This is a genomic window from Proteus sp. G3927 (assembly GCF_963894685.1).
Classification (GTDB): domain Bacteria; phylum Pseudomonadota; class Gammaproteobacteria; order Enterobacterales; family Enterobacteriaceae; genus Proteus; species Proteus mirabilis.
Genome location: NZ_CAWQGX010000018.1, coordinates 40,077 through 64,342 on the forward strand (window position 1 = coordinate 40,077; position 24,266 = coordinate 64,342).

Annotated in this window: 18 protein-coding genes; 8 read left to right on the top strand and 10 right to left on the bottom strand. The window is 34.8% G+C overall.

Going from position 1 to position 24,266, the window contains the following annotated elements; translation table 11 throughout:
- Nucleotides 1-11: 11 nt before the first annotated feature.
- The 9 genes from AACV00_RS05915 to nagK form a co-directional block, all read right to left on the bottom strand.
- Nucleotides 12-1,925 (bottom strand): fimbria/pilus outer membrane usher protein, encoded by a 1,914-nt coding sequence (locus tag AACV00_RS05915; RefSeq protein WP_004249974.1) that lies wholly within the window; start codon nucleotides 1,923-1,925, stop codon nucleotides 12-14.
- Nucleotides 1,926-2,098: 173 nt separating this feature from the next.
- The gene (locus AACV00_RS05920) at nucleotides 2,099-2,401 is read right to left on the bottom strand and encodes a hypothetical protein (RefSeq protein WP_223232002.1); all 303 of its coding nucleotides are present in this window, start codon (nucleotides 2,399-2,401) and stop codon (nucleotides 2,099-2,101) included.
- A gap of 36 nt (nucleotides 2,402-2,437) precedes the next feature.
- Nucleotides 2,438-3,076: a hypothetical protein gene (locus AACV00_RS05925; RefSeq protein WP_004246562.1), complete on the bottom strand. Its 639-nt coding sequence runs from the start codon at nucleotides 3,074-3,076 to the stop codon at nucleotides 2,438-2,440.
- Nucleotides 3,077-3,360: 284 nt separating this feature from the next.
- Entirely contained in the window at nucleotides 3,361-4,023 is a 663-nt protein-coding gene (locus AACV00_RS05930) for a hypothetical protein (protein WP_004246561.1), read from the bottom strand.
- 413 nt (nucleotides 4,024-4,436) lie between these two features.
- Nucleotides 4,437-5,093: a fimbrial protein gene (locus AACV00_RS05935; RefSeq protein ID WP_004246560.1), complete on the bottom strand. Its 657-nt coding sequence runs from the start codon at nucleotides 5,091-5,093 to the stop codon at nucleotides 4,437-4,439.
- Between the two features lie 396 nt (nucleotides 5,094-5,489).
- Nucleotides 5,490-6,155 (bottom strand): fimbrial protein, encoded by a 666-nt coding sequence (locus tag AACV00_RS05940; protein ID WP_004249973.1) that lies wholly within the window; start codon nucleotides 6,153-6,155, stop codon nucleotides 5,490-5,492.
- 296 nt (nucleotides 6,156-6,451) lie between these two features.
- Nucleotides 6,452-6,856 (bottom strand): YgiW/YdeI family stress tolerance OB fold protein, encoded by a 405-nt coding sequence (locus AACV00_RS05945; RefSeq protein WP_004249797.1) that lies wholly within the window; start codon nucleotides 6,854-6,856, stop codon nucleotides 6,452-6,454.
- Nucleotides 6,857-7,004: 148 nt separating this feature from the next.
- Nucleotides 7,005-7,589 carry a rhomboid family intramembrane serine protease gene (locus AACV00_RS05950; RefSeq protein WP_017628739.1) on the bottom strand — a complete coding sequence of 195 codons (585 nt, stop codon included), beginning with the start codon at nucleotides 7,587-7,589 and terminating at the stop codon, nucleotides 7,005-7,007.
- Between the two features lie 94 nt (nucleotides 7,590-7,683).
- Entirely contained in the window at nucleotides 7,684-8,595 is a 912-nt protein-coding gene (gene nagK, locus AACV00_RS05955) for an N-acetylglucosamine kinase (protein ID WP_004246555.1), read from the bottom strand.
- Between the two features lie 1,442 nt (nucleotides 8,596-10,037).
- Here nagK and AACV00_RS05960 point away from each other — a divergent pair.
- The 8 genes from AACV00_RS05960 to AACV00_RS05995 all read left to right on the top strand — a co-directional run bounded on the left by AACV00_RS05960 (nucleotide 10,038) and on the right by AACV00_RS05995 (nucleotide 22,419).
- A complete protein-coding gene (locus tag AACV00_RS05960; RefSeq protein ID WP_017628737.1) occupies nucleotides 10,038-10,433 on the top strand; it encodes a hypothetical protein in 396 nt (131 codons plus the stop codon).
- Nucleotides 10,434-10,579: 146 nt separating this feature from the next.
- Nucleotides 10,580-12,694 carry a UDP-forming cellulose synthase catalytic subunit gene (bcsA, locus tag AACV00_RS05965; RefSeq protein WP_104459538.1) on the top strand — a complete coding sequence of 705 codons (2,115 nt, stop codon included), beginning with the start codon at nucleotides 10,580-10,582 and terminating at the stop codon, nucleotides 12,692-12,694.
- Between the two features lie 2 nt (nucleotides 12,695-12,696).
- Nucleotides 12,697-15,045, top strand: coding sequence for a cellulose biosynthesis cyclic di-GMP-binding regulatory protein BcsB (gene bcsB / locus AACV00_RS05970; protein WP_104459537.1), 2,349 nt, complete (start codon nucleotides 12,697-12,699; stop codon nucleotides 15,043-15,045).
- Between the two features lie 10 nt (nucleotides 15,046-15,055).
- Nucleotides 15,056-18,742, top strand: coding sequence for a cellulose biosynthesis protein BcsC (locus AACV00_RS05975; RefSeq protein ID WP_104459536.1), 3,687 nt, complete (start codon nucleotides 15,056-15,058; stop codon nucleotides 18,740-18,742).
- A gap of 15 nt (nucleotides 18,743-18,757) precedes the next feature.
- Nucleotides 18,758-19,228, top strand: coding sequence for a cellulose biosynthesis protein BcsD (bcsD, locus tag AACV00_RS05980; RefSeq protein ID WP_004246549.1), 471 nt, complete (start codon nucleotides 18,758-18,760; stop codon nucleotides 19,226-19,228).
- A gap of 38 nt (nucleotides 19,229-19,266) precedes the next feature.
- Nucleotides 19,267-20,172: a sensor domain-containing diguanylate cyclase gene (locus AACV00_RS05985; RefSeq protein ID WP_020946489.1), complete on the top strand. Its 906-nt coding sequence runs from the start codon at nucleotides 19,267-19,269 to the stop codon at nucleotides 20,170-20,172.
- 173 nt (nucleotides 20,173-20,345) lie between these two features.
- A complete protein-coding gene (gene galU, locus AACV00_RS05990; RefSeq protein WP_020946490.1) occupies nucleotides 20,346-21,308 on the top strand; it encodes a UTP--glucose-1-phosphate uridylyltransferase GalU in 963 nt (320 codons plus the stop codon).
- A 73-nt stretch (nucleotides 21,309-21,381) separates the two neighbouring features.
- Complete coding sequence (locus AACV00_RS05995) at nucleotides 21,382-22,419, top strand: glycosyl hydrolase family 8 (RefSeq protein WP_049220162.1); 1,038 nt, start codon at nucleotides 21,382-21,384, stop codon at nucleotides 22,417-22,419.
- Between the two features lie 138 nt (nucleotides 22,420-22,557).
- On the opposite strand, the gene AACV00_RS06000 is transcribed toward AACV00_RS05995, so the two are convergent.
- Entirely contained in the window at nucleotides 22,558-24,207 is a 1,650-nt protein-coding gene (locus AACV00_RS06000) for an LTA synthase family protein (protein ID WP_143475488.1), read from the bottom strand.
- Nucleotides 24,208-24,266 lie beyond the last annotated feature (59 nt).

Sequence of the window (24,266 nt, forward strand, 5' to 3'; positions counted from 1 at the left end):
TCCTCTTTGTATTACTTACAAATTGCATCAACTTTTTCATATAAAAAGTCTGGATTAAATTCTTCTGGAACTGAATAATCAACAGAACAGATGTCACCATTATCTGATTTTACTTTTAGTGGCTTACCGATTTGCTCATTACTTATTATAACATTACCGTCCCCCATAATAACACCTATTAGATTTCCCTTATCATCAATAACACTATTTGCTGTATTAACAGGTTTACCATCTGGTTTTTTTATTTCTAATAAAACTTGCTTCATTGTATTGACAGGGATCTCACGAGAAAAAACAGTACCTTTTGCCAATGCAATATCAAAGGATGTTGTGCCTAACATAACATTGAGTGGTAAATTTTTAGTATTTAATAGAACAGTTGTTTTTTTATTTACAGGTAAGTTAGGAATAACGGCGGTACCAAAGTGATTAGTTATTGTCGTACCACCACCCATAGAGTTAACTAAAATACCAGATTGTCCTGGAACACGTAAAATACCGAAAGTATCTCCTAACTCCACAGGAGAAGTAGCAAATAATCCATCACTATAAGCAATAGCACCAGATGCTGTCAGCATCGCCGATTTTTGATTACTATTACTAAAGGAGCCTGTCGCACTAATTTGGCTGTAAGCGGTTGTTGCATTGATATTACCGCTAATATTCTTATCTTTACTGTCTTTATCAGCAGTTGCCCCGATAGAATATCTAAATAAATCATTATGATAATTACTATAATTTGTTGTTAAAGATGATGTTTTATAATGTTGGTATTGAGTACTAAATGATGATGAATTATTAATAGGTACGTTGATGTTTACAAATGTACGATCTTCAAAATTACTACTTTTTTGATAGCTAATATTAAAAGACATAAATGGAAATCTTTTTCCATAAGAAATGGTATTTGAATAATTGTCTTTTTTATCACCATAATATTGGCTATAGCTAAGGCTATAACTCAGTGATCCATAACGTTGATTTCCTAAGCTTAGAGATAATGAGCTTGATGTTTTTGTCTGATTATTAGCAAGATTATCATCTAATGGGTTTTCTATATTATCTATTTGTAGAGATTCATAGAGTGTCGAATAGTTACGTGAACGATATATTGTTGATAAGCCTAGTGAGAATACTGATACAGGTAAACTTAAATTAGCATTTGCTTGGAAGCCATCACCTTTATTAGAAGAAGATGCATATTTAATACCAAAGCCAGTAGATAAAGGACGATGTTCACCAAAAACGCTATTTACGCTACCTACAATGGACTTATATTTTGATGATATTTCCATACCCCCTAGAAAATTATGATTTAAATAATTAATGCCACCTTCAAAACCGGTAATAAAAGGAGTATGTATGCGTTCATCACTTGAGTTTTTTCTATATTTCCCCATAAAAAAGTTAAAGCTGGTACTACTCTGTGGATTTTTTAAGTCTTTATTTGATGTAATAACATCAAATTCTTGAATAGTACCATCATCTTGAATAACTTTGACATGTAATGGTTGACTTGATGATACACCACTAATGTTATTTAATTGGAAAGGGCCTGCAGGTATTATCGTTCTATATAACAATCGATTATTTTGTGTGACTTCAACGGTAGCCGGTTTTTCAGACATCCCAGTAATAGGAACTGTCAACTTACTGTTTTGATAGCTACTATCTGAATATAATTGAAAACCATTCACATCAGCACTATCTAATAACTCACTATTAGATGTAATTTGGCCTAATTGTAAAATGGCTTTGATGCGTTCTATTGTACGTGAAAGCGTTGTTTCATTAAATCTATAGTAAGTTTTCCCATCACCTGAAGAAAAGCTACTGTTATTACGTAAAATCCAATTATAAAAATTTATACCTGTTTTAAAATCACCTTGATAAAAATTCCTATTATTAGAGCCATTTAACTTCATACCATAGATTCTATAGTTGTTGAATACCCCTAAGCCACCATAGGTTAATTCATTACCATAGGCACTTTGATCGAAGTAATCATCATTAATAGTGATATCAATAGAGTTGTTATTTGGGTGATAGGTAATATCTGATTTAGGATATATCTCTAAAAAATCAGCACAATCTGAATTTATCTCTTTTTTTTTAATTTCAGCTTATCTATTAATTGATTATTTAAGCAAAGATTACCTGATTCATTAATAAGAATATTATCAGAATAGTTAAGGCTACTATTTACTATAATTGTTACATCATGATAACCAGGAAGAAAATGACTTCCTTCTTTAAAATAATCAGCGATTTCACTGCCATAACCAAGAGATTTAAGTGAGTCAATATCAAACTCGATATTTTTATTATCAGCTAATGCTAAATTATTGTTAATTAGATAAGCTAATAATAAAAATATCATTTTACGATATCGAAAATGCATAATGAACCCCATAGTAAAACGTCGCGTTTTTAAATTTTAAGATCCAAATGAAAAATCGAATAATAGAGAGCCTGAAAGTTCTCCACCATCGACAAGAGGGCCATTTGTTTCTTTTAAACTATAAATTGTTGGTGAAATTTTTAACTTTAATTGATAGTTATTCCCTTTCGAAGGTGTTACACCATCTTGACTAAATCCGTTTAGAGTGCCTATTTTTAATTGTGGGCTTGTTTTTATTATTCCAATATTATTTTCGTTATCTGTTTCATAAATATTAACATCAATGCCATCTACTGTTGCTTTTTCAATAGATACCTGGAAAAAACCAATCTTACCTGTTGTATTTATAGTGCCAAGGCCAAAATGAGTTTGATCATTATCTGTGGTTGTTCCCATTTTTTCATCTGCTTTTATTGAAAATAGTACAGGTGAAACAGGTGAAGGACAGCTTATATTTATTAATGTATAACGATCATCTAACTTATTATTTTCATTAGATTTAAACATATAAGCTTTAAGATTATGATACTCTATGGTTATATCTTTTTGTGACACAAAACAATCATCATTAAATGATGGTGCTAGATCGTTATAAATATCTGCAAAAGCAGATGTTGATACTAATGAAATACTTAAAAATGGTAAGGTAAAATAAAAAGATTTTATAATATTCATAATAACCTAAAGCCAGCTAGTGTAGTTTCTTTTTCTGATGTATTTAACTAATTCGACCTTTATAATAATTTTTAATTAATTATACGCTTATAGAAAATAAAAAACAGTCTTGTAATTTAATTGGTGATTTTAAAATGGGTTTTTATATTCTATATCAAATCGGCTACTCTAAAATATATAGTCTATATAAGATAATTAATAAAAGACTTTCTATATCTGATAATTTATAGAAATATTTAAATAAAAACGTAAGAAACCCAAATGATTTCTTACGTTTTTTTTAATTAAATTCCGAATTGGAATGTTAATGTGGCTAAACCATCTAACTTAGCATCACCATCACTATTTTTTAGTGCGCTATTGATGGTTGGTGTGACTTCAAAATCTGCCGCAAATACTTGACCGTCAGCATAATCATTAGCATTACTACGAGCCCAACCTAATGAATCATTTTTTACTAGTGTCTTAGAAGTAGATCTGCCATATCTAGAATCCATTACATAGACTTTCTTTTCTTCACTAGTCAAATCTTCTTTTACTGTGGCATTTTTCATTGAAACTGTGTAGTAACCTACTTTAGTATCAACAGCCTCTTTTCCATCGACTGCCATCTTATAACTGCCTAAACCAAAATAAGAATCACCTTCTTTTTTTTCTGTCCCAGCTCTATTATCAGTAGGAGTAAAAGCTAGATAGGTTTTTGCATCACAAGTTACGACAATATTTTTTGATTGAGGCTCTAATGTTAAATCACCTTTTGCAGGGAAAAGGCCAGGAGTTACAGCAAAAGTATATTCAACAGTAGTTTCACTTGTTTCGCCATTGATGGTACAAGTTGGTGGTTGGATATCTCCACTTACTTTTAATTTAGCGGTTGGTGTCGCAGCGAAAGCGATACTACTTGATAAAGTAAGTAAAGAAATAGCTAATAAGCTTTTTTTGAACATATATCCTCCATGAGCGATATAAAACTATCTTAAAAAGATTATTTATAACCTCTCATATCGTTTGATTTTAAATAATAAAAATCTCAAGTTTTTAGAGTGACTCAAAGTATATAAAAATCATCTAAATAAGATTGCATTTATATATTATACTCGTATATATAAATATTAACACCCTTGGTTAAATTTTTCGCATTAATAATTTAACAAAAGATTAAATATAATATAATTTATCAGAAAATGATTTTCTTTATTTGATGGAGTTTCTATATTTTATACCTAAAATATAGGTTTTTTTCTTGATGGTTTTTTTTTGATATTATCGAGAAGGTTGTTTTTGTGGAAAATAAGAATGTAAGAAATTAGTTTAATTTCTTACATTCTATTTTAAATTAATTTAGATTAATTTAATTAAATTAGATACCAAATTGGAAAGCAAGAGTTGCTAAACCATCTAATTTAGGTTCACCTCCGCTATTTTTTAGTTCACTATTGATAGTTGGTTTGATTTCGAAATCAGCTGCAAATACTTCACCGGCAGAGAAATCGCTAGAGCTTTTAGCCCACGCAAACACTTTTTCTTTTTGAAGACTTTGAGAACTGTTTACAGCACCATTGTAGAATACAGAAACTTTAGCTTCTTCTGCATCAGCAGTTGGTTTTACTGTCGCATTTTTCATGGTAATACCATAGAAACCTACTTTAGTATCTACAGCTTCACCCTCTTTGTTTGTTTCGTGGTGTGTACCTAAACCAAAGTTAGCCGCATTTGCTTCTAATTCTGAACCTGCTCTATCATCTGTAGGAACAAAAGCTAAATAGGTTCTAGCATCACAAGTAACAGTAATGTTGTGTGAAATTGGTTCTAATGTTAGATTACCTTTTGCTGGGAAAAGGCCTGGGCTAACATCGAATTTATATTCAACAGTAGTCTCACTTGTTTCCCCATTAACTGTACAAGTAGGGGCTTGAATAGTACCGATAACTTTTAGTTTAGCAGTAGGTGTAGCAGCAAAGGCAACACTACTTGTTAGAGCAAGTAAAGAAACAGCTAATAAACTTTTTTTAAACATACATCCTCCAGTGGAAGTATATATATATCTTAATTCGATACATATATACCTTTTTAATGCACTTTATTTTTTCAAAAATAATAAAATGCTCTCAACTTTTTAAGTTGCTTATTTATATTATTATCTTAATAAGAATACCTTACAAATAATTATACGCTGATAAAAAATAAAAAATAGTATTTATAATTAAATAAACTTTAAATGCATAAAAAAGATAAGAATTAAATATTTTAATCTTAATAAGATAGTCATTAAATGTTGTTTAAATCAAAATAAGATAATTAATAAATTACTTTCTTTGTTTGAGTATTTAAATACGAGTCTTATTATAATGAATGAAAAAACATATAATAAAAAGTGTAAGGTAATTGTTAAATACCTTACACTTTATTAATATTAAATACCAAATTGAAATGTCAAAGTGGCTAAGCCATCTAATTCAGCTTCGCCTTCGATTTTTTTCATTTGGCTATTAATGACGGGTTTGACTTCAAAGTCAGCAGCAAAAGATTTTCCTGCAACAGATGTCTTACCAGGCAAAGCCCAACCATACTCACTTTGTTTATGAATTAATGTATTAGGAACTGATGTCGTGGCGTTGTTAGATTTGATATAAGCTTTTTCAAACTTACTACCATCTTCTTTTTTGACAGTGGCATTGCTGATATTGATGGTGTAATAGCCTACTTTTGTTTCTGCATTTTTTCCATCATCTTTATTTTTAAATTGATAGTGACCTAAACCAAAGAAGGCTTCACTTTCTTGGCTCTGTGTTCCTAATCTATTATCTGTTGCAACAAAAGCTAAATAAGTACTTGAATCACAAGAAATAACAATGTTTTTTGTTTGACCTGCTAACTTTAAGTCACCCTTTTCAGGGAAAAGACCTGGAGTGATATCAAAGTTGTAGATGATTGTGGCTTCTTGCTCTTCATTATTGATAGTACAAGTCGGAGGCTTGATCCTTCCTGTGACTTTTAATTTAGCAATAGGGTTAGCTGCTAAAGTAGTACCGCTGGATAATGCTAATAAAGAAATTGCTAATAAATATTTTTTAAACATACATCCTCCTATGGCGGTATAGTAATTTATCAAATTATAGCCGTCATTTTTTGATGTGTTTTGTTTTTTTATAAAAAATATTTAATAATTACGTAATTTAAGTATTTTTTCTTACTTAAAATAAAAACAATCAAAAAAGCTTTTGTGACAAAGCTAACAATAAAACGGTGGCGCTATATTGTTCATAATCCGATGATAATTGATGGAGGAAGTATCAATGGATAAGGATAAAAGAAGGGAATAAATAAAAAGACACATAATGTTTTAATCTTTATGTGTCTTTTTAAAGAGTATAGTTATTTAACAATGCTCAGTTGTTTTACATCGATTTCAGTACTTGTCCACTCTTTATCGATCTTACCTTCAATTTTTACGGTATTCTCAGGCGTAACGGTTTGACCACGCCATCTTTTTTGGTCTATTTCAACATTAATAGCACCTGTTGTGTCTTCAAAAACATAAAGCTCATCACCAATTTTTTTGGTGATTTTGCCTGTTAAGATAACCCAAGTATCATCTGAAAGTGTTTTTGCTTTAGCAACGGTGGTTTCGCTAATTGAAGGGCCTTTAAATCCACCTTGCTCTGTGGTGGTGATAGCGCTTTGTGGGGCAACAAAACCACCACTATTTTGTTGGTTTGAATTGGCTTGAGATGCAAAAGCCAATGTACTACCAATTAATAAAACTAGTATTTTTTTCATAATAGGCTCGCTTATTGGTTTAAACATTCACTTAGAGATAGATTAATTCTAGTTCAATTCTTCCTATAAAAATGCATATTAAAGTAAATATTGGTATTAATATATCAATTTTATCAACTTGTTATTGATAAATGATGGTGTAATTATTTCATTTTATTATTTCTACTACACGGCTTTTCCGACGAATGATTTTTCTTGCACACCAAGCATAAAGCAACCCAGAGATAACGCCTGCGATATGTGATTCTGTAGAAACTCCTAATTGCCCGGGGATTAATCCATAAGCCATAGAGCCGTAATAAAACAGCACAAATAAGGCGATGACGATATCGATAATTTTATGGCGAGTAAAAGCATGGGCAATTAGCAGTGACCATAATCCAAAGATCCACCCACTTGCACCGACATGAATAGCGTTACGCCCAAACAACCAAACTAATAACCCACTGATGATAATGATAAAAATACTTGAATAGCAATATTCTCGTAATGACTGTGTCATCAATAAAAAGCTAAGTATAAGAAAAGGTAATAAATTACTAAAAAGGTGAGACCATGAGCCATGAATAAAAGGTGAAATAAAGATACCGAATAAACCTTCGCTGCTTCTTGGAATAATACCATATTGAAGAAGATGGACAGGGAAGAGGCTCCCTATAATTTGTAATAAGAAAAGAAGGATAGTTAAACCACCGAGAATATAAATTCTTCTTTTTAGCCAGAGACGATCCATAACGATAAGCCTTTATTGTAGGTGATAACCTTTATTTCTGAATCTACTGTAAAGAGAAGAGCCTTTCTGTTAGATGGCTCTTCTTCTATTATATTCAGTCTAATAAATTTAAGCAGGCAGCACCTCTTGCTCCACCCGCATCACCATAACGTGCTTTTTCTATTGTTGGAATTTGCGTATTACCGTATACGCAATGTGAGAGATAATCGGGTAATAGGGTATACAGTGCGTCAAATTGCGATAAACCGCCACCAATGACAATTAAATGTGGGTCAAGTACAGTCAGAATATTGCTAAGGTAAATGGCTAATACTTTCATATAGCGGTCAACATGCTGTTGGGTCTGTTCATCACCTTGATAATATTGTGCAACGATATCTACCGCTCTTTGTGGTGAGCCATTAAAGGCTTTATACATACGTTCAAAACCACGACCAGATAAATAAGTCTCAAAGCAGGCTTTTCTACCACAACCGCATAATATTTTTGGCATGGTCTCACCAATCACATTATCAGCATCTACATTAAGATTCATGTGACCTATTTCACCGGCAATACCATTTTTACCAGAGAGTACTTTGCCATCAATGACAAAACCACCGCCAACACCCGTACCTAATATTAAACCCAGTACTGAAGGATAATGACGAAATTCAGGATCCCATGCTTCTGATAAGGCAAAACAGTTAGCATCATTCTCAACTTTGACGGGGCGTTCAAGAATATTAGCCAGATCGTGGATCATCGGTTTATATTTGGCAGCAGGCACGTTGGTGGTAAATACAGTTCCTTCTTTTGCGTTGACGATGCCAGGAACACCGATACCTATTTTTCCTTTACAGCCTAAATCATTATCAGCTTCTAAAGTGAGTGTTTTAAAAACATTTAATAGAGCTTGATAATCATTCTTTGGCGTTGGTACACGTTTTTGCCATACTTGAGTCAGATCTTTATCAAAAACGGCGAGCTCGATTTTTGTGCCGCCCATATCAAAACCATAATACATATCAGTCTCTTAGTTATCCTGTAAATGTAATCCGTAGCTTAATTAAATAGAGAAGAAGCTATGGTGCTTAATGGTCATCACTTCAGTTAACGCGTTTTTTCTCTGTCTATTACTTCCACAGATTATAAGATTTATCACTATTTATTAAAGATAGCATAGAAACAATCGTAGATAAGCGCATTTTGTGATCTTGTCAGGAGGTGAAACGTTTTTTCTAACCCCATTTTTAATAGAAAAAACCATCATAAAATGACTGGTTTTTAGATTTTAATAAAGAAAATATGGATTAATATGATAGGAATACTCTTAAAAGGAGTGGTTTTAAAAATGTTATCGTTAACATCATATCTAAAATAGATGGTTGTTATTTGATGTATTTTTATTAGTATAAAAACGTAGTTAAGTGCTATTTAATGATATAAAAAAACAAAAATATACGTATTAATACGTGTATATAGTAATAGTATCTACAAGGCGTGCATTATTTATTATAAATCAGTTGGTTAAAAATTTATTGTTATTATAGTGTTAAAGTTAATTAATGTATTCGTATCTAGTATATTTATTCTTTTTATTAAGTATTATTAACAATATTATTTAATACGTAAAATATAATCTTGGTTAATTATCCTGATTTTATGGTTAATGATAGTTGTTTTTCCTATTAATAAACAATAAAGAATATTGTTATTAAATCATCTCTTTTAAGTTATTTTTTTTAGATTATCTTAATGGGTCTGAATAAATAAAGTTATTTTCTTTTTATAGCATGACAATGTGTTAGCTACTCTATGAAAAAAATACACTTTTCGCTTATAAAAATGTGTCTTTTTTTGATGATGATCAACACAAAAAAACAACATCGCATTTTGCTTTGTGAGCCATATTTTACATTTAAAAAAGATCAGTAGCTGAAAATTTTCATATTACTTTTCTCAATGTTTTTTATTCTTAGAATAAATTATATTACAAGGTAATAATTACGGGATTTTATTTTTATAAAATTTATACAATTTGTTATTAGTTTTATTACGTTATTAGATGGGGAATTAACCTTCTTTTTTACGTTAAAAAGAGACTTTTTTTTGTGTTTTTCATTAACATTGTATTAAGTAAAAATACACAGTTAGATAAAATAAAATACAAGCTGAGCGAAAAATAGCTATTTTGAAGGCGTTGTATTTCCTATTAAAATAATTATACAATTCAAATTAAATAATCATTACTTACAATTAGACAGTGTCTTTTTTATTAGATGAAATATTTTACAAGTAAAATTACTCTGCATGATTTAGGTTTGTATAAATAAATGAAAGTTGTCCTGCAACTCTTAGGTGTTAGCTTTTAAATAAGCTTATTTTAATTGTTTTTGTATCCTTATCTTGGTGAGGTTTTTAACTGTTTGACAAGGTATTAGGTGCGATTATTTAAGGGTTCATATTATGTATGATGATATAGATAATTTAAAAAATAAGTTTCAGGAAGAGGGGTTTACTTTTCAAGATTTCTCTTCTCAAACGACAGGTAATATAGCCTGTAATATTGGCAATAGTGTTATAAATCAACAGGATAATAAAGGCTCTCTATCAGGGGATAATGAAGAGTTCTTGAATATATCTAAAGTTAAAAAGAGACAAAAACAAACAGCTAATATAGCGACTTCTCTTTCTTATTCACAAGATTTAGCCTCGGAAGTAAAAGAAAAAAATAGAGTTAATAAGCAAAGTAAGTGTTTGCTAGATAATCAGTTATTTGAAAAAAAAACCACAGATAAGTGCCAAGTAAATGAAAAGCTCTCATTGCAAAAGATATTTTCATTTATTGCATCAGCTAATTAAACAAGCTCTTATATATAAATGATATTGACTTGTGTCAATTTATAGCTATTGGTATTTTCTTTTTTTAAAAAATTTTATTGGTCTATCGTACCAAGAATGAATTTTTCTTAAAAAATAAAATAATAGCAATGGCAAGGTACGGGGTTATGCATAAATTATTTAAACTATTAATAACAGCTTTTTTATTAATAACAATGTTTTCGCTTATTGTTATGCCAATGAGTGCTAAACAACAATATATATTTGGTATAATTAATATTCTGCTGTTATTTATTATTGGCTCTAAAAAATCAAAAAAACGATTATTAACAATGATTTTTTTATCATTGTTAATGTCTACACGTTATCTGTATTGGCGAGCAACCCACACACTTAATTTTAATACCTCTATTGAAGGGATATTGGGTACAGGATTATTTTTGGCTGAGATCTACTCTTGGATTATTTTAGTTTTAGGTTATTTCCAAACAGCTTGGCCATTAAATAGAAAAATAGCGCCATTACCAAAAGATATCTCGTTATGGCCAACAGTGGATATTTATGTACCCACATATAACGAAAGTTTAGATGTGGTACGTGATACGGTTTTAGCTGCACAAAGTATTGATTATCCAAAAGATAAAATGAAAGTTTATCTTTTGGATGATGGTAGCCGTGACGAGTTTAAGCAATTCGCCAATGATGTTGGTGTGACTTATATTGAGCGTGAAGAGCACGATCACGCTAAGGCAGGTAATCTAAATCACGCAATGGCATTAACTGATGGTGAGCTTATTTGTGTCTTTGACTGTGACCATATCTCTACCCGTATATTTTTACAGGCAACGGTGGGCTGTTTCCTTGAAGATCCAAAATTAGCTTTGGTGCAAACACCACACTATTTCTATTCACCCGATCCTTTTGAACGTAATTTAAGTGCCGCCAAAAACGGCCCTCACGAAGGTGCACTTTTTTATGGCCCTGTTCAACGAGGTAATGATAATTGGAATGCAACCTTCTTCTGTGGTTCATGTGCGGTAATGCGTCGTAGCGCCCTAGAAGAAATAGGTGGTATTGCGGTTGAGACAGTCACAGAAGATGCCCATACGGCATTAAAATTACAACGTTTAGGTTGGAATTCGGCATTTATTGATATTCCTTTAGCTGCAGGTCTAGCAACAGAGCGTTTAGCATTACATGTTAATCAACGTATTCGTTGGGCTAGAGGAATGACACAAATCTTTCGTGTTGATAACCCTATGTTAGGCCGTGGCTTAACGTTTCCTCAGCGGTTATGTTATCTCAATGCGATGATGCATTTTCAGTATGGGTTGCCTCGGATTATCTTTTTAACCGCACCTTTACTGTTTATGTTATTCAACCTCAATATTATCGCCTCTTCTGCCAGTATGATTTTTGCCTTTGCATTACCACATTTAATTATGTCGGTGTATGTAAACTCACGAAATATTGGTAAATATCGCTATTCTTTCTGGGGAGAAATCTATGAAACAGTGATGGCATTTAGTTTAGTACTGCCTACATTGCTCAGTTTAGTCTCGCCTAAATTAGGTAAATTTAATGTCACTGATAAAGGCGATTTGCTTGATAAAAGCTATATGGATTATCTAACTGTACGCCCTTTGATTATTACTGCACTGCTTCTAGTTATGGGTATTTCATGGGTCATCATTCGTTATTTATTAAATGATTTTCAAGGCATCGACCCTTTAGTCATTGTATTGAATTTGGTTTGGGCAACTTATAGTTTATTTATTGTGTTGGCATCGATCGCAGTAGGTAAAGAAACACGCCAAATTCGTAAAAATACCCGCATTAAGGCATCACTTCCTATCACTTTACATTTTGATGATGGCGCTGAATTACAAACTACCACCGAAGATATTTCTATGGGGGGAGTGCGTATTGCGATTAATAAAATAGCTGAATTACGCCAGCGTACTGTTAATAGCATTACGTTAATGGTGCAACGTGATGTTGTTACGCTTCCTGTGGAAATGGTCAGTTTAGAAAATAGCCAGTTACGTCTCGCTTTTTTACCAATGGATTTAAATCTACGCCGTAAGTTAGTACGGGTGATCTTTGGTCGAGCAGATGCTTGGGTTCATCAAACACAATATCAAGACAAACCATTAAAAGAGTTAGGTGCTATCACTGGCTGTATTTTTGAGTTGTTCTTTGGTCGTCGTCAAAAAGTAAAAGCACCGGTAAAAAGAACAAAAACCTCTCTCTCTGTGCAATCTATTAATGGGGATGACTAGGTATGAAAAAGAAACTGACATCAATACTAAGTCTGACGGTTATTGCCATGGCGAGTATTCATTTTTGCTATGCGACAACAGGAATGCTAGAGCTAGATGGTGAAGTATTACCAGAGCCAACATCTTATACTCATCCGCCACTACAACCCACAGTAAGTACGCAACTATTTGATAATGTTGCACTCTCCGAGGCGCGTAATATTGAAGAGCAGTTAACATTAGCTCAAATGGGGAGTCCATCACCAATAGTATTATCCGGTCGACGTTTATTATCCGGCGTGACATTTCGTATGGCAAATGATCTGTTTATCGATAGTGCGACACTCACCATGAAAGTGAAAGCTTCATCGGGATTAGTGCAAGCCGATCAAACGTTACATTTGATGCTAAATGGTCAACCTATGGGATTTTTGCCTTTAGAAGAAGGTGAGCAAGAACATGAGTATATGTTAGAGATCCCTGAAATGATGTTGACCAATATAAACAACTTGAGTTTTCGCCTTGCCAGTCGCGATGCTTTAGATGAAAAGCAGTGTATGCCTCCTTTAGCTGATGAGCTAAGTTTGGTGATTTCGCCCGATTCATCATTAAATTATCGAGGTCGTTGGATTAATGGCGGGTATAGCTTGGAACGACTGCCCCTACCGTTCTTTGATCCTGACAGAATGACAGCGACCTCGTTACCTATTGTTTTAGCCGATAAACCAGATAATGGGCAGGTAACAGCTGCCGCTATTGCTGCTTCTTGGTTTGGTAGTTTTAGTCATGATATTAAACAAATAGATTTACCTGTATTAATGAATCAACTACCTGATAGCGATGGTGTTTTAATTGGTTATGCCGGACAGACTATTGCAGGTATTACCTTACCATCAGGAAAAAATGGGCAGCTCACAATAGTCGATAACCCTGTTGATCCCGTATTTAAATTATTACTGATTAGCGGTGATGATGAAAAAACATTACGTCAAGCTGCATGGGCATTAAATAATGGCAAATTACCACCAAATGACCAATTAACGGTTGCTGCTCAACATATTCCGGTACGTCAGGATTATGATGCCCCACGTTGGTTAAATACCAATCATCCCGTAACATTGGGTGAGATAGCTCATGGTCGTGATGATTTTACTCGCCAAGGAATAAATCATGCTCCTAATCAATTTTCGTTTCGTGTCTCACCCGATCTCTTTTGGTGGGATGGAGATGCGCTACCTTTAGATCTGCAATATGTTTTTCCTCATTCAGATAAAATAAATAGCCGTCGCTCTTCGTTAATTGCCTCTTTAAACCATCAATTTATTGGTGCGTTATATCCTTCTCGTTCAGAGCCATTAGGAATATTAAGACAGTGGTTAGGGATGGAGAGTGCACAGCAAAGTAGTACGCTTTATTTAGATCCACGACAAATCTACAGTCAAAATCAATTAGAATTCTATTTTGATTTACATGAGTATGATGATGCCCCCTGTATTTTAACGGATGGCCAAGGATTGATTAGTCGTATTGATCCGCAATCAACCTTACAATTTAAAAATACGTGGCACTATTCCAGAATGCCTAATTTAGCCTATTTTTCAGGTGCATCGTTCCCATATAGTCGCCGGGCAGATTTTTCTCAAACCACATTATTATTGCCAGAAAATCCCACAACTGAAGAGCTATATACGTTAGTTAATTTAATGGCGAGATCGGGCTATTCAACCGGTACACCTGTTTCTTATATTTCTGTTTTTCTTGGTGCGCAAGCCTTAGAAAAAAATCAGTTAGCACAAAAAGATATCTTGGCGATTGGAGAGTTAGGTAGTAACGGCTTTTTGCCAAGTGCTTTTTCACAAAAAACCTTCTCTTTTATAAATAACCAACTTGAGATCCAATCTCCCTCATTGATAGATAAAGCTAAAAGTTGGTTAGCCGGTGATCCATTATCACCAAGTAGTGATGCGGCAAATTATCTTGCTCTGTTAAATGATTGGCGGGGAATGATGAGTTTTATCTCTCCTTGGGCTAAAGATCGTGTGGTCGTTTTAGTGACTGCAAAAGGTAATGACTCAATTAAAAACATCATTGGTGATTTGAACCATGCAAATGTCAATGCCGCTATTAAAGGGGATCTGACTTTAATTAGTGGTCAAGATACGGTGATGAGCTTCCATTTAGGAGAACATTTTTCACAGGGAGACCTGCCTCTATTACAGCAATTTCTTTGGTATTGCACCAGACATGTCTATTTGCTTGGCATGTTGGCAGTCGGTTTTTGTGCGCTAACAGGGAGCGTGGTTTATTGCTGGTTACAACGTCGCTCAACGCGTCGCCTGAGTGAAATATCAAAGCGCCATGTTGATAAATAGGGGGAATAAAATGAAAAAACAGACACTTAATATGATTGTTAAAGTGATTTATGCCAGTTGCTTATTAGGCGTTACCCATTCCACGCTTGCTAATGCAACAGATGCGAATATTGTCAGCTCGTTAATAGAGCAAGCAAATTACTGGCATGGAAAAGCGCATGATGAACGAGCCATTGAAGCGCTACAAAAAGTGCTGATCATGGAAAATAATAATCAAGATGCGCTGTATTTAATGGCTTTTTTTACTGCGCAACAAGGAAATGAAAAACAAGCCAGCTATTGGCGTGAAAAACTGGCACGGATTGCACCTCAAGATCCGCGTATTGCGGGATTAAAAAATATTCGCTCATCTCAATTTAGTGAACAGCAATTGGGTTACGCGAGAGAATTAGCCCAAAAAGGGCAACATGAAGAGGCAATAAAAGCCTATCAGCGCTTATTTGTCACACATGAACCACCTGATACGCTATCACTTGAATATTATCAAACTATGGCTGGAATACCGGCAATGTTGCCACAAGCGATTGCTGGGTTAAAACAACGTGCTCAGCGGATGCCAGATAATAAAGAAACACAAAAAGCATTAGGATTAACATTAACTTATAACGAAGAAACTCGTCGTGAAGGGATTGCTATTTTAAGTAAAATTTCTGGTGATGAAACGGCGAAAAATGGATTAAGACAAGCCTTACTATGGCTTAATGTACGTCCTGATGATGAAGGGCTGTATCAATCTTATCTACAAACTAATCCTAACGATAAAGCCATTGCACAGCATTACCAAGGAGCAATACAAGGTAATGCCCGACAAGCAGGTTATGAAGCGCTAAACACAGGCAACCTAAAGCAAGCAACAACTTACTTTAAACAAGCATTAACGGTCGATAGTCAAGATGCTCAAGCGTTAGCAGGATTAGGTTATGTGGCTCTACGTTCAGGTGATTTGGCAACCGGACAAAAGTTATTAAACCAAGCCTCTCAGTCAGGGGGGGAACAAGGGCAAAAATGGAAACAACAAGCAGAGGATGCGGGTTTTTATTCTCAATTACGAGAAGTGCAACGACAAGCTAAGCAAGGTAATACTCAGCAAGCACTGGATAAATTATTACCTTTAACTCACTCATCGGGTGAAAAAGGATTATCAGCACATTTATTGCAAGCGGATTTATTGCGCAAACAAGGTAATTTACCTGCTGCTTATCAGCTATTATCTGAACTATATCAACAGCATAGTCAAAATGAAAAAGTTATTTCCGCATATTACTACTTGCTTATTCAACAAGGAAAAAACAGCCAAGCTGAGCAGTTAGTAGCAAAACAACCCGCATCTTTACGACAAAAATTAACGGCAAATACTGATCCATCAGAAAGATTACGTCGTGATGCGCAAAAGGCGTTAGAAAATGGTCATCGCACTCAGGCAAGACAATTATTAACTCAGGCACAACGTAAAAACCCGCAAAATAATTGGGTATACCTTGATTTAGCCCGTTTAATGATAGCCGAAGGTGATAAAACGCAAGCGGATCAGCTCATTTTACAACTTGAACGTCGTCAAACACGTGATGCCAATTATATTGCAGCTCTCTTTTATGTTGAACAAAAACAGTGGGATAAAGTTTTTAGCCTACTGAACAGTCAACCTCAACAAAATGAGGCGGAAAAAGCGTTATTAGAGAGAGCGCGTTTTTATCGTCAACTGACACAAGCTGAGCGTTACTATAAAACGGGCAATCTCGTTGCGATGCGCAATACGCTACGTCCTTTAATCAACCAAGTGGCTGATTATCCAAATGATGTAGGGGAATTAGCTGAAAAACTGGTAAATAGTGGTGCACAAGATGAAGCACTGCAATTGATTGAAAATGATCTGGCTAAAGGGACTAAAGGCTCCGTGGGAAATTATGCAGGGCATATCAATGTGTTTAATGCGTTAGGACGTTATGCACAAGCCTCGAGCTTGATTAATGATCCAGCATTACAGCAACAAACGCCAGCAGCCGAGAAACAACGTTTAGCTATACTGACAAATGTTGCGCAAGCGGATAGTTTACGGGAAAAAGGTGAAATCAAAGCCGCTTATCAAACTCTCGTCACCTCATTAAAGGTAAGTCCTGATGATCCAGACTTATTAATGGCTTTAAGTCGTGTGTATTTAGCGCAATCTATGCCAGAGCAGTCAAATAAAATTCTCTCTTACCTTGAAAAACAGCAAGGGAGAGATAGCAAATTACTTCAAGCACAAATTGAAGTTGCTCTGGTGCAAAAAGACGGTCGTAAAGCCAAAACACTGTTACAACAAATACCGACATCTTCACAGCCTGCTTATCTATTACAAGCAGCGCAAGTAGCGCAATTAAACGGTGAAAATCGTCAGGCATTGGCGTTATTGCGTAGCGCGCAATGGCAAACGACAAATAACACAACAGGTACGGTGAATACCGCAGCAGGGCAGTTAATGGCACTAGAGAGTGAAAATAGTGTGATGACTGGCTCTATAAATGAAGATAAACAGATGGTTGCTGTTCAACGTTCCATTCGCCAATTAGAGCAGCAGATATCTCCTTGGGTACAAGGTGGTATTGCTATTCGTCATCGTAATGGTGATAAGGGATTATCAAATTTGACTGAAATATCGGCACCGATTGCTATCTCAAGTGTTCCTGGTGAAGATTGGCGCTGGCAATTTAATATTAATCCCGTTTCAATCACCAGCGGTACGGCTTCTGGAGAGCGCGCTAATCGCTTTGGCTCGGGGCAATTGCAGCATGCTGAACGTTTTGCGAAAAACAGTGATAATCATGATGAAAAGAACAAAATAAACGCAGATGATGCGGGAAGCCAGCGGGCTTCAGGTGTTGAATTAGGATTGGTTTTATCTGATCACAATACACGTTTTGATGTTGGAACAACACCTTTGAATAAAGATAGTTCCACTATTGTTGGTGGACTGACTTACTCACCAAAAATTGGCCAAAATGGACAGTTAACATTAACCGCAGAGCGTAGAGCGATTAAAGATAGCTTACTTTCCTATATGGGACGTACCGATCCTATAACGGGAGAAACCTGGGGACAGGTCACGCGTAATGGTGCTAAAGCGCAATATGCATGGGATGATGGCAAAGTCGGTGCTTATATTGGTGGGGGATACTATAACTACCAAGGGAAAAGTGTTGAAAGTAATGAAGAGGTAAAAGTTTGGCTTGGCTCTTATGCAAACTTCTACAAAGATGAGCAACAAGAAGTCAAAGCGGGTGTTCATGTGGACTATATGAACTTTAAAAACAACCAAAATTACTTCTCATTAGGGCATGGGGGGTACTTTAGCCCACAAAATTATGTCGCTGTCTCTTTGCCTGTTGCTTATACCCGTCGTTTTGAAAAAGGAGAGGTATCGCTAAATGGTGCGATAGGGGTACAGAGTTACAAGCAAAAGGGGAGTGATTATTTTCCAACCCATGCTTATATGCAAAATGCGTTAAACAAACGTCATACGAGTGACTCACGTATTAAATCTCGTTATGAAGAGCAAGATGAAACCAATATTACCTATCGTTTAGGGCTCGATGCTAAATATTATTTAAATAAAGAGTCAGAATTAGGACTCAGCTTATCTCATGATACATCGGGTGATTATGCTGAAGATAATATGTGGTTATATCTAAAATACACCCCAGACTTTTTATCTAAATAATTAAGGAGATAAGTAATGAACCAACATGATAGCGATATATTACAGTTACCTTTTGAAAGCGGTTGGCAAGATCTGACACAACTATTATTTTTTCAAATAGTTAGTGATAACGATATTACGCAGGCCGAAAATAAATTAAGGGATATCGGGAAAGATATCGCTCAACGTTACCCATTACCTGATAGCGAAAATATCCAGTCATTAGAATCACATATTAATCAAGTTTTAACACTGTTTAAGTGGGGCTTTGTGACTATCTCTCCAGCAATGAGTGAGTTGCTATTAGTTCACTGTGCATGGCCACATTTTTCAGCAAATGAAGAGGAAGCTAATTGGCGTGCAGCGAGTGCCAGTGTATTAGAAGGGCTATATGAAGGCTGGCTTACTCATCAAGGGGGAAATGATAAAATGCATGTACACCGTCAAGCTACAGATGCAAAAGATGCCTTTATTTTTCGTTATGCGAATAGTTCATCAGATAAATAATAAAAACTATGCTTTATTGATAAGCATAGGAGGAAAAAATGAGTGAATTAGTAATTAATAATAATATTGTTAATGACTTATTAATAAAGCAATTTACTAATTATGTATTTATGATGATAGTAACAGATATAAAAGGTAATATTATCTACGCTAATAAAAAATACTGCCAATTTAATCATATTAATTTTGAAAGTATAAAAAATAAAAGATATAACTTGTTTTATTTAGTTGATGAAAATCAAGATGTGTTTTCTAACATTAGTGATAATAAAGAGGTAATAAGATTAGAGGCAAAACACCCAAATAAAAATAAACAAGAAATATGGGAAGATATTAATATCGTTCCAATTTTTGATGAAAATAATCTAATTTCTCATTATGCATTTTTAAGTTTAGATATCACGGATAAAGTAAAGTTAAGAAATGATTTATTAAATAAAAGCTATATTGACTCTTTAACTGGGATGGCTAACCGTCTAAGTATTATTGAGAAAATTGAACAGGAGCGATTAAATATCGCGACACCTTCATCTTTTTGTCTTGGGATTATTGATTGTGATAAATTCAAAACGATTAATGATCAATATGGCCATGCTATTGGTGATCATGTTTTATGTGAGATAGCGCAGCGTTTATTAGCCTTAGAACGCCAGCAGGTTTACTGTGGACGACTCGGTGGCGATGAATTTGCGGTACTTTTCCCTGCTGGATTACGTTCTTGCTCTTTATTGTTATTGGAGATCATCGAATCGCTATGGCGAGGAATGGAAAAACCGATAAAAATCAATAAAGAAAAAACAATCGTTCCTTCTATTAGCTTAGGTATTGCTGAATACCCTAAGGATGGCAAGACATTATCTGAACTATTAAAGTCAGCAGATAAACAGCTTTATGCAATAAAAGAGAAAGGAGGAAATAAATACGGTTTTTATTCAGAGTATTAAATAACACTATATTTCAAATAAAAGTCATTATTAATAAATAAAAATCTCCTTATCTGGAGAGGGATACTTATATTTTAAATAGAGAGTTTCTTAGAAAAGAAAATAAAAGAAAATTATTTTCAATTAATAACAATGTATTGTTTTTATATAAATAATTATTTGAGGAGTATATTATGATGAAAGCTGTTATTCCTGTCGCTGGATTAGGCACACGTATGTTACCTGCAACTAAATCCATTCCAAAAGAAATGTTACCGATAGTTGATCGTCCTTTAATTCAATATATTGTTGAAGAGTGTGCACAAGCGGGCGTTGAAGAAATTATTTTAGTGACACATTCATCTAAAAACTCAATTGCTGATCATTTTGATACCAGCTTTGAATTAGAGAATATGTTAGAGCAACGAATAAAAAATAAATTATTAAAAGAAGTTCGCTCTATTTGTCCTGAAAATGTAAAAATTATTCAAATTCGCCAAGGGCAAGCATTAGGATTAGGGCATGCCATTTGTTGTGCTCACCCTGTCATTGGTGATAATCCTTTTATTGTATTACTCCCCGATGTGCTATTAAATTCTCACTACTGTGATCCTTGCCATGATAACTTATCTGCCATGATCAAACGCTTCCAAAAAACAGAGCGTAGCCAAATTATGGTTGAACCTGTCGCACTCACTCAAGTACATCAATATGGAATTGTTGATTGCCAAGGTGTTTTTTGTCCACAAGGTAACTGGGCGCCTATTCGTCGTATTGTGGAAAAACCTAATCCAGAACAAGCACCTTCTAATCTTTCTGTGGTGGGGCGCTATGTTTTCTCTGCAGAAATCTGGCCGTTACTCGATGGGTTGCCTGCGGGGGTTGGCGGCGAAATCCAATTAACGGATGCTATTGATCTCTTATTGAGAAAAGAGGTTGCCGAAGCTTACACCTTAGTTGGCAAATCTCATGATTGTGGTAATAAACTCGGTTATATGAAAGCCTTTGTTGAGTATGGTTTACATAATAGCGAACTGAAAGAAGAGTTCGCTCATTGGATACAAGAGTTATATGCAAAAGATGTATTATCCCAAACTATGGCCAATAATCGCCCAACACTAAAAGAAGTCGATAACAGTGTGATGACAATTTTTTGAGGCTATTTTGCAATAATCAGTAGTATGCCGACCGAGTTCATTTAGCGGTCGGCAAAAGAAGGAGAAAGAGACAATGTCCATAAGACAGTTATCTCGATTGACTCATCGACTTGGTATTTTGCTAACACTAAGTGTGATGTTAATGATATCCCCAATCACACAAGCGACAGAAACCCAAGCAGGATGGCAACAATTTAAAGCGCGTTACATTACTCCCGAGGGGCGTGTCATTGACAGTGCTAATCAAAATATTTCACACTCAGAAGGTCAAGGATATGGCATGTTAATGGCGGTTATGAGTGACGATCGCCAAACCTTTGCACAATTATGGCACTGGACGGCAATGTCGCTGTATCGTGGTGATCTTGGCTTATTTAAATGGCGTTATGAACCCGAAAATAACCAACATACACCCGATCCTAATAATGCAACAGATGGTGATATTTTAATTGCTTGGGCATTATTAAAGGCCGGGGAAAAATGGCATGATGAAAGCTATCTTTCAGCATCAGATTCTATTCAGCATGCGATCCTTGAACACACTTTAGTGAAGACAGAAAACTACAGTGTACTCTTACCGGGAATTAATGGTTTTAAAACTCCCGAAGAAATTATTATTAATCCCTCCTATTTTATCTTTCCGGCATGGAAAGATTTCTATCGAGTTAGTCATGATAGCCGCTGGAAAAATTTAATTAACGATAGCCAATCCTTATTAAGAAAAATGCGTTTTGGTAAATATAAATTACCAAGTGATTGGGTAAGTTTATACCCTGATGGTCATCTTGCCCCGAGTGAAAAATGGCCAGCACGATTTAGTTTTGATGCTATTCGCATTCCTCTTTATTTAGCATGGGCACAAGATAAACTCGCATTACAACCTTTTGTGAATTATTGGCAACAATTTGATCGTGATAAGACGCCTGCGTGGATCAGTATTGATGGTAAAGAGCGCGCTGATTATAACTTAACGCCAGGTATGATGGCGGTAAGAGATCTGACAATGAAAACAGTAATTGAAAATGTTGATTTAACTAAGGATACGGATTATTACTCTTCAGCCTTACATTTATTAGCCGCCTTTGCGCAGAATAATCACAATGACTATTAATTAGCCCCGGTGGATATAACCATTAAAATAAAAAGAGGCCAGTTATCAGCCTCTTTTTTGTTTGATATCAGGACGAGTCAATAATCGTGTTGTTACAGATTAGTAATCCCGATCACCTTTTATCAGTAAATTTGAAAATTAATTATCTTTGCCACCGGCAACGTTTAATTTGTCATAAATATAGTTCTTATAACTATTAACTAATTTTTCATCCTCACAATCATTTAATTTGCCTTGGCATAAATGACGCATTTGAATATTGGCTTTATAGTAAGGTGATAAAGGTAAACGAGCGCGCTCTAACAACATTCCCCCTAAAAAATTAATATCCGTTAATTCTCCAGTAGAAAGGGTTGCACCTTGCGTTAAATTATCCCTTAAGGTGAATTGAGTAATATGTGCTGGATCACTAAAAGGTGATTGATAATTTTTTAGGTCAATATTAGGTTGATGATCACCAAAATAAAGAAACAGGGTGGGGCGCTCTCTATTTGCGACAAAGTGGGAAAAATCTTCAATAGCCGGATCACTGGCAATAATTTTTTCCATATAGTGGCTAAATTTACCCGGTGCATCAGGGCTTTCTGTCTGACCAGCTAATTGATAATCATCACTATGTGAGCCTTTATAAGGGCCATGCTCATACATAGTTAAAGAAAAGATAAATAATGGCTTATCTGTATGTGTTTTTAAGATTTCTTTTAGATAATTAATCATATCTTGGGTAGGGATAGTCCATAAATTCTCTTCTAAACTCCCCGGATAACCCAATTCTTGTGGCTGGATAATCTCATCAACCCCTAATTTTTCATAAGCATATCCCGCGTGATAGGCGTTACGATTAAAGGGAGTGAGCAGTACGGTGTAATACCCTTGAGATTTGAGTTGGCGGAATAAACTTTCATTGAGTTTATCAACCACAAAATAGAACACAGAGTTTTTACGCGCACCAAAATCATCGGTATTTAGACCGGTTAATACTGAGAACTCAGAAAGCCAAGTTCCTCCACCAAAGGTTTGTACTCGTAATGGGCTTTGGGCACTGACACCTTCATCTTTTTTAAACATAAAAAGATCGGGCAAATCCACGTTTTTATCAAATTGGTAAATGTTTGGGTTTACGGTAGATTCTTGTAGTAATACAACAATATCGGGTTTTACCTCGGTTTGTGTTTCCGGTAAGACCACACGGTTGGCTTGCTCGATAAAGTAGTCTGCACTTTGTGCATAGTAAGGGGGATGATAAGCCGTTTGATAACCCGACATAATTAAATTAGTCACAGTTCCTCGACCACCGGGAAGCGTACCTTCCCACTCCGATTGCCATTTATTCACTGTAAAATGAATAGTTGTAAGGCCAATAATAATGAGCAATAAGCTACTTAGGCGTGTAGCAATAGGTGATTTACGGGAGAAACGCCACGCGGTAACCATATTAATGATTAGCCAAATAGCCATGGCAATAATCGCGACACCGGCTTCCCAATACTGCGTTAAGGTGCCTAAATTTGAGCTATCAAAAGCAAGATTAAAATCTGAAAATAGCAGTGACTCTTTATAATAGTGGACTTTAAGCTGATTGATAAACTTGATAATGATAAAGAGTGTCCCTGTTGTGATTGCCGAGAATAGCGCGCGGGACGATAAAACAAAACACAGCGTAAAAATAATAAAATAAACACTAACAGACAGTAGTGCGGTATAAATTAGAGAAGCTTTCTCAAAGACAATAAATAATGAAGCAATAAGAACAAGCGCAAGATATATACGCCCTGATAATTTTTTCATATCTCTTCCGAGCATAGTGATTAAAAGTTTATTGATAAATACAAGCAAAGAATACCTTA

Coding starts and splice junctions, on each gene's coding strand:
- AACV00_RS05915 (WP_004249974.1), bottom strand. CDS start 1,925: ATGAAGTTAAATGGCTCTAATAATAGGAATTTTTATCAAGGTGATTTT.
- AACV00_RS05920 (WP_223232002.1), bottom strand. CDS start 2,401: ATGCATTTTCGATATCGTAAAATGATATTTTTATTATTAGCTTATCTA.
- AACV00_RS05925 (WP_004246562.1), bottom strand. CDS start 3,076: ATGAATATTATAAAATCTTTTTATTTTACCTTACCATTTTTAAGTATT.
- AACV00_RS05930 (WP_004246561.1), bottom strand. CDS start 4,023: ATGTTCAAAAAAAGCTTATTAGCTATTTCTTTACTTACTTTATCAAGT.
- AACV00_RS05935 (WP_004246560.1), bottom strand. CDS start 5,093: ATGTTTAAAAAAAGTTTATTAGCTGTTTCTTTACTTGCTCTAACAAGT.
- AACV00_RS05940 (WP_004249973.1), bottom strand. CDS start 6,155: ATGTTTAAAAAATATTTATTAGCAATTTCTTTATTAGCATTATCCAGC.
- AACV00_RS05945 (WP_004249797.1), bottom strand. CDS start 6,856: ATGAAAAAAATACTAGTTTTATTAATTGGTAGTACATTGGCTTTTGCA.
- AACV00_RS05950 (WP_017628739.1), bottom strand. CDS start 7,589: ATGGATCGTCTCTGGCTAAAAAGAAGAATTTATATTCTCGGTGGTTTA.
- nagK (WP_004246555.1), bottom strand. CDS start 8,595: ATGTATTATGGTTTTGATATGGGCGGCACAAAAATCGAGCTCGCCGTT.
- AACV00_RS05960 (WP_017628737.1), top strand. CDS start 10,038: ATGTATGATGATATAGATAATTTAAAAAATAAGTTTCAGGAAGAGGGG.
- bcsA (WP_104459538.1), top strand. CDS start 10,580: ATGCATAAATTATTTAAACTATTAATAACAGCTTTTTTATTAATAACA.
- bcsB (WP_104459537.1), top strand. CDS start 12,697: ATGAAAAAGAAACTGACATCAATACTAAGTCTGACGGTTATTGCCATG.
- AACV00_RS05975 (WP_104459536.1), top strand. CDS start 15,056: ATGAAAAAACAGACACTTAATATGATTGTTAAAGTGATTTATGCCAGT.
- bcsD (WP_004246549.1), top strand. CDS start 18,758: ATGAACCAACATGATAGCGATATATTACAGTTACCTTTTGAAAGCGGT.
- AACV00_RS05985 (WP_020946489.1), top strand. CDS start 19,267: ATGAGTGAATTAGTAATTAATAATAATATTGTTAATGACTTATTAATA.
- galU (WP_020946490.1), top strand. CDS start 20,346: ATGATGAAAGCTGTTATTCCTGTCGCTGGATTAGGCACACGTATGTTA.
- AACV00_RS05995 (WP_049220162.1), top strand. CDS start 21,382: ATGTCCATAAGACAGTTATCTCGATTGACTCATCGACTTGGTATTTTG.
- AACV00_RS06000 (WP_143475488.1), bottom strand. CDS start 24,207: ATGAAAAAATTATCAGGGCGTATATATCTTGCGCTTGTTCTTATTGCT.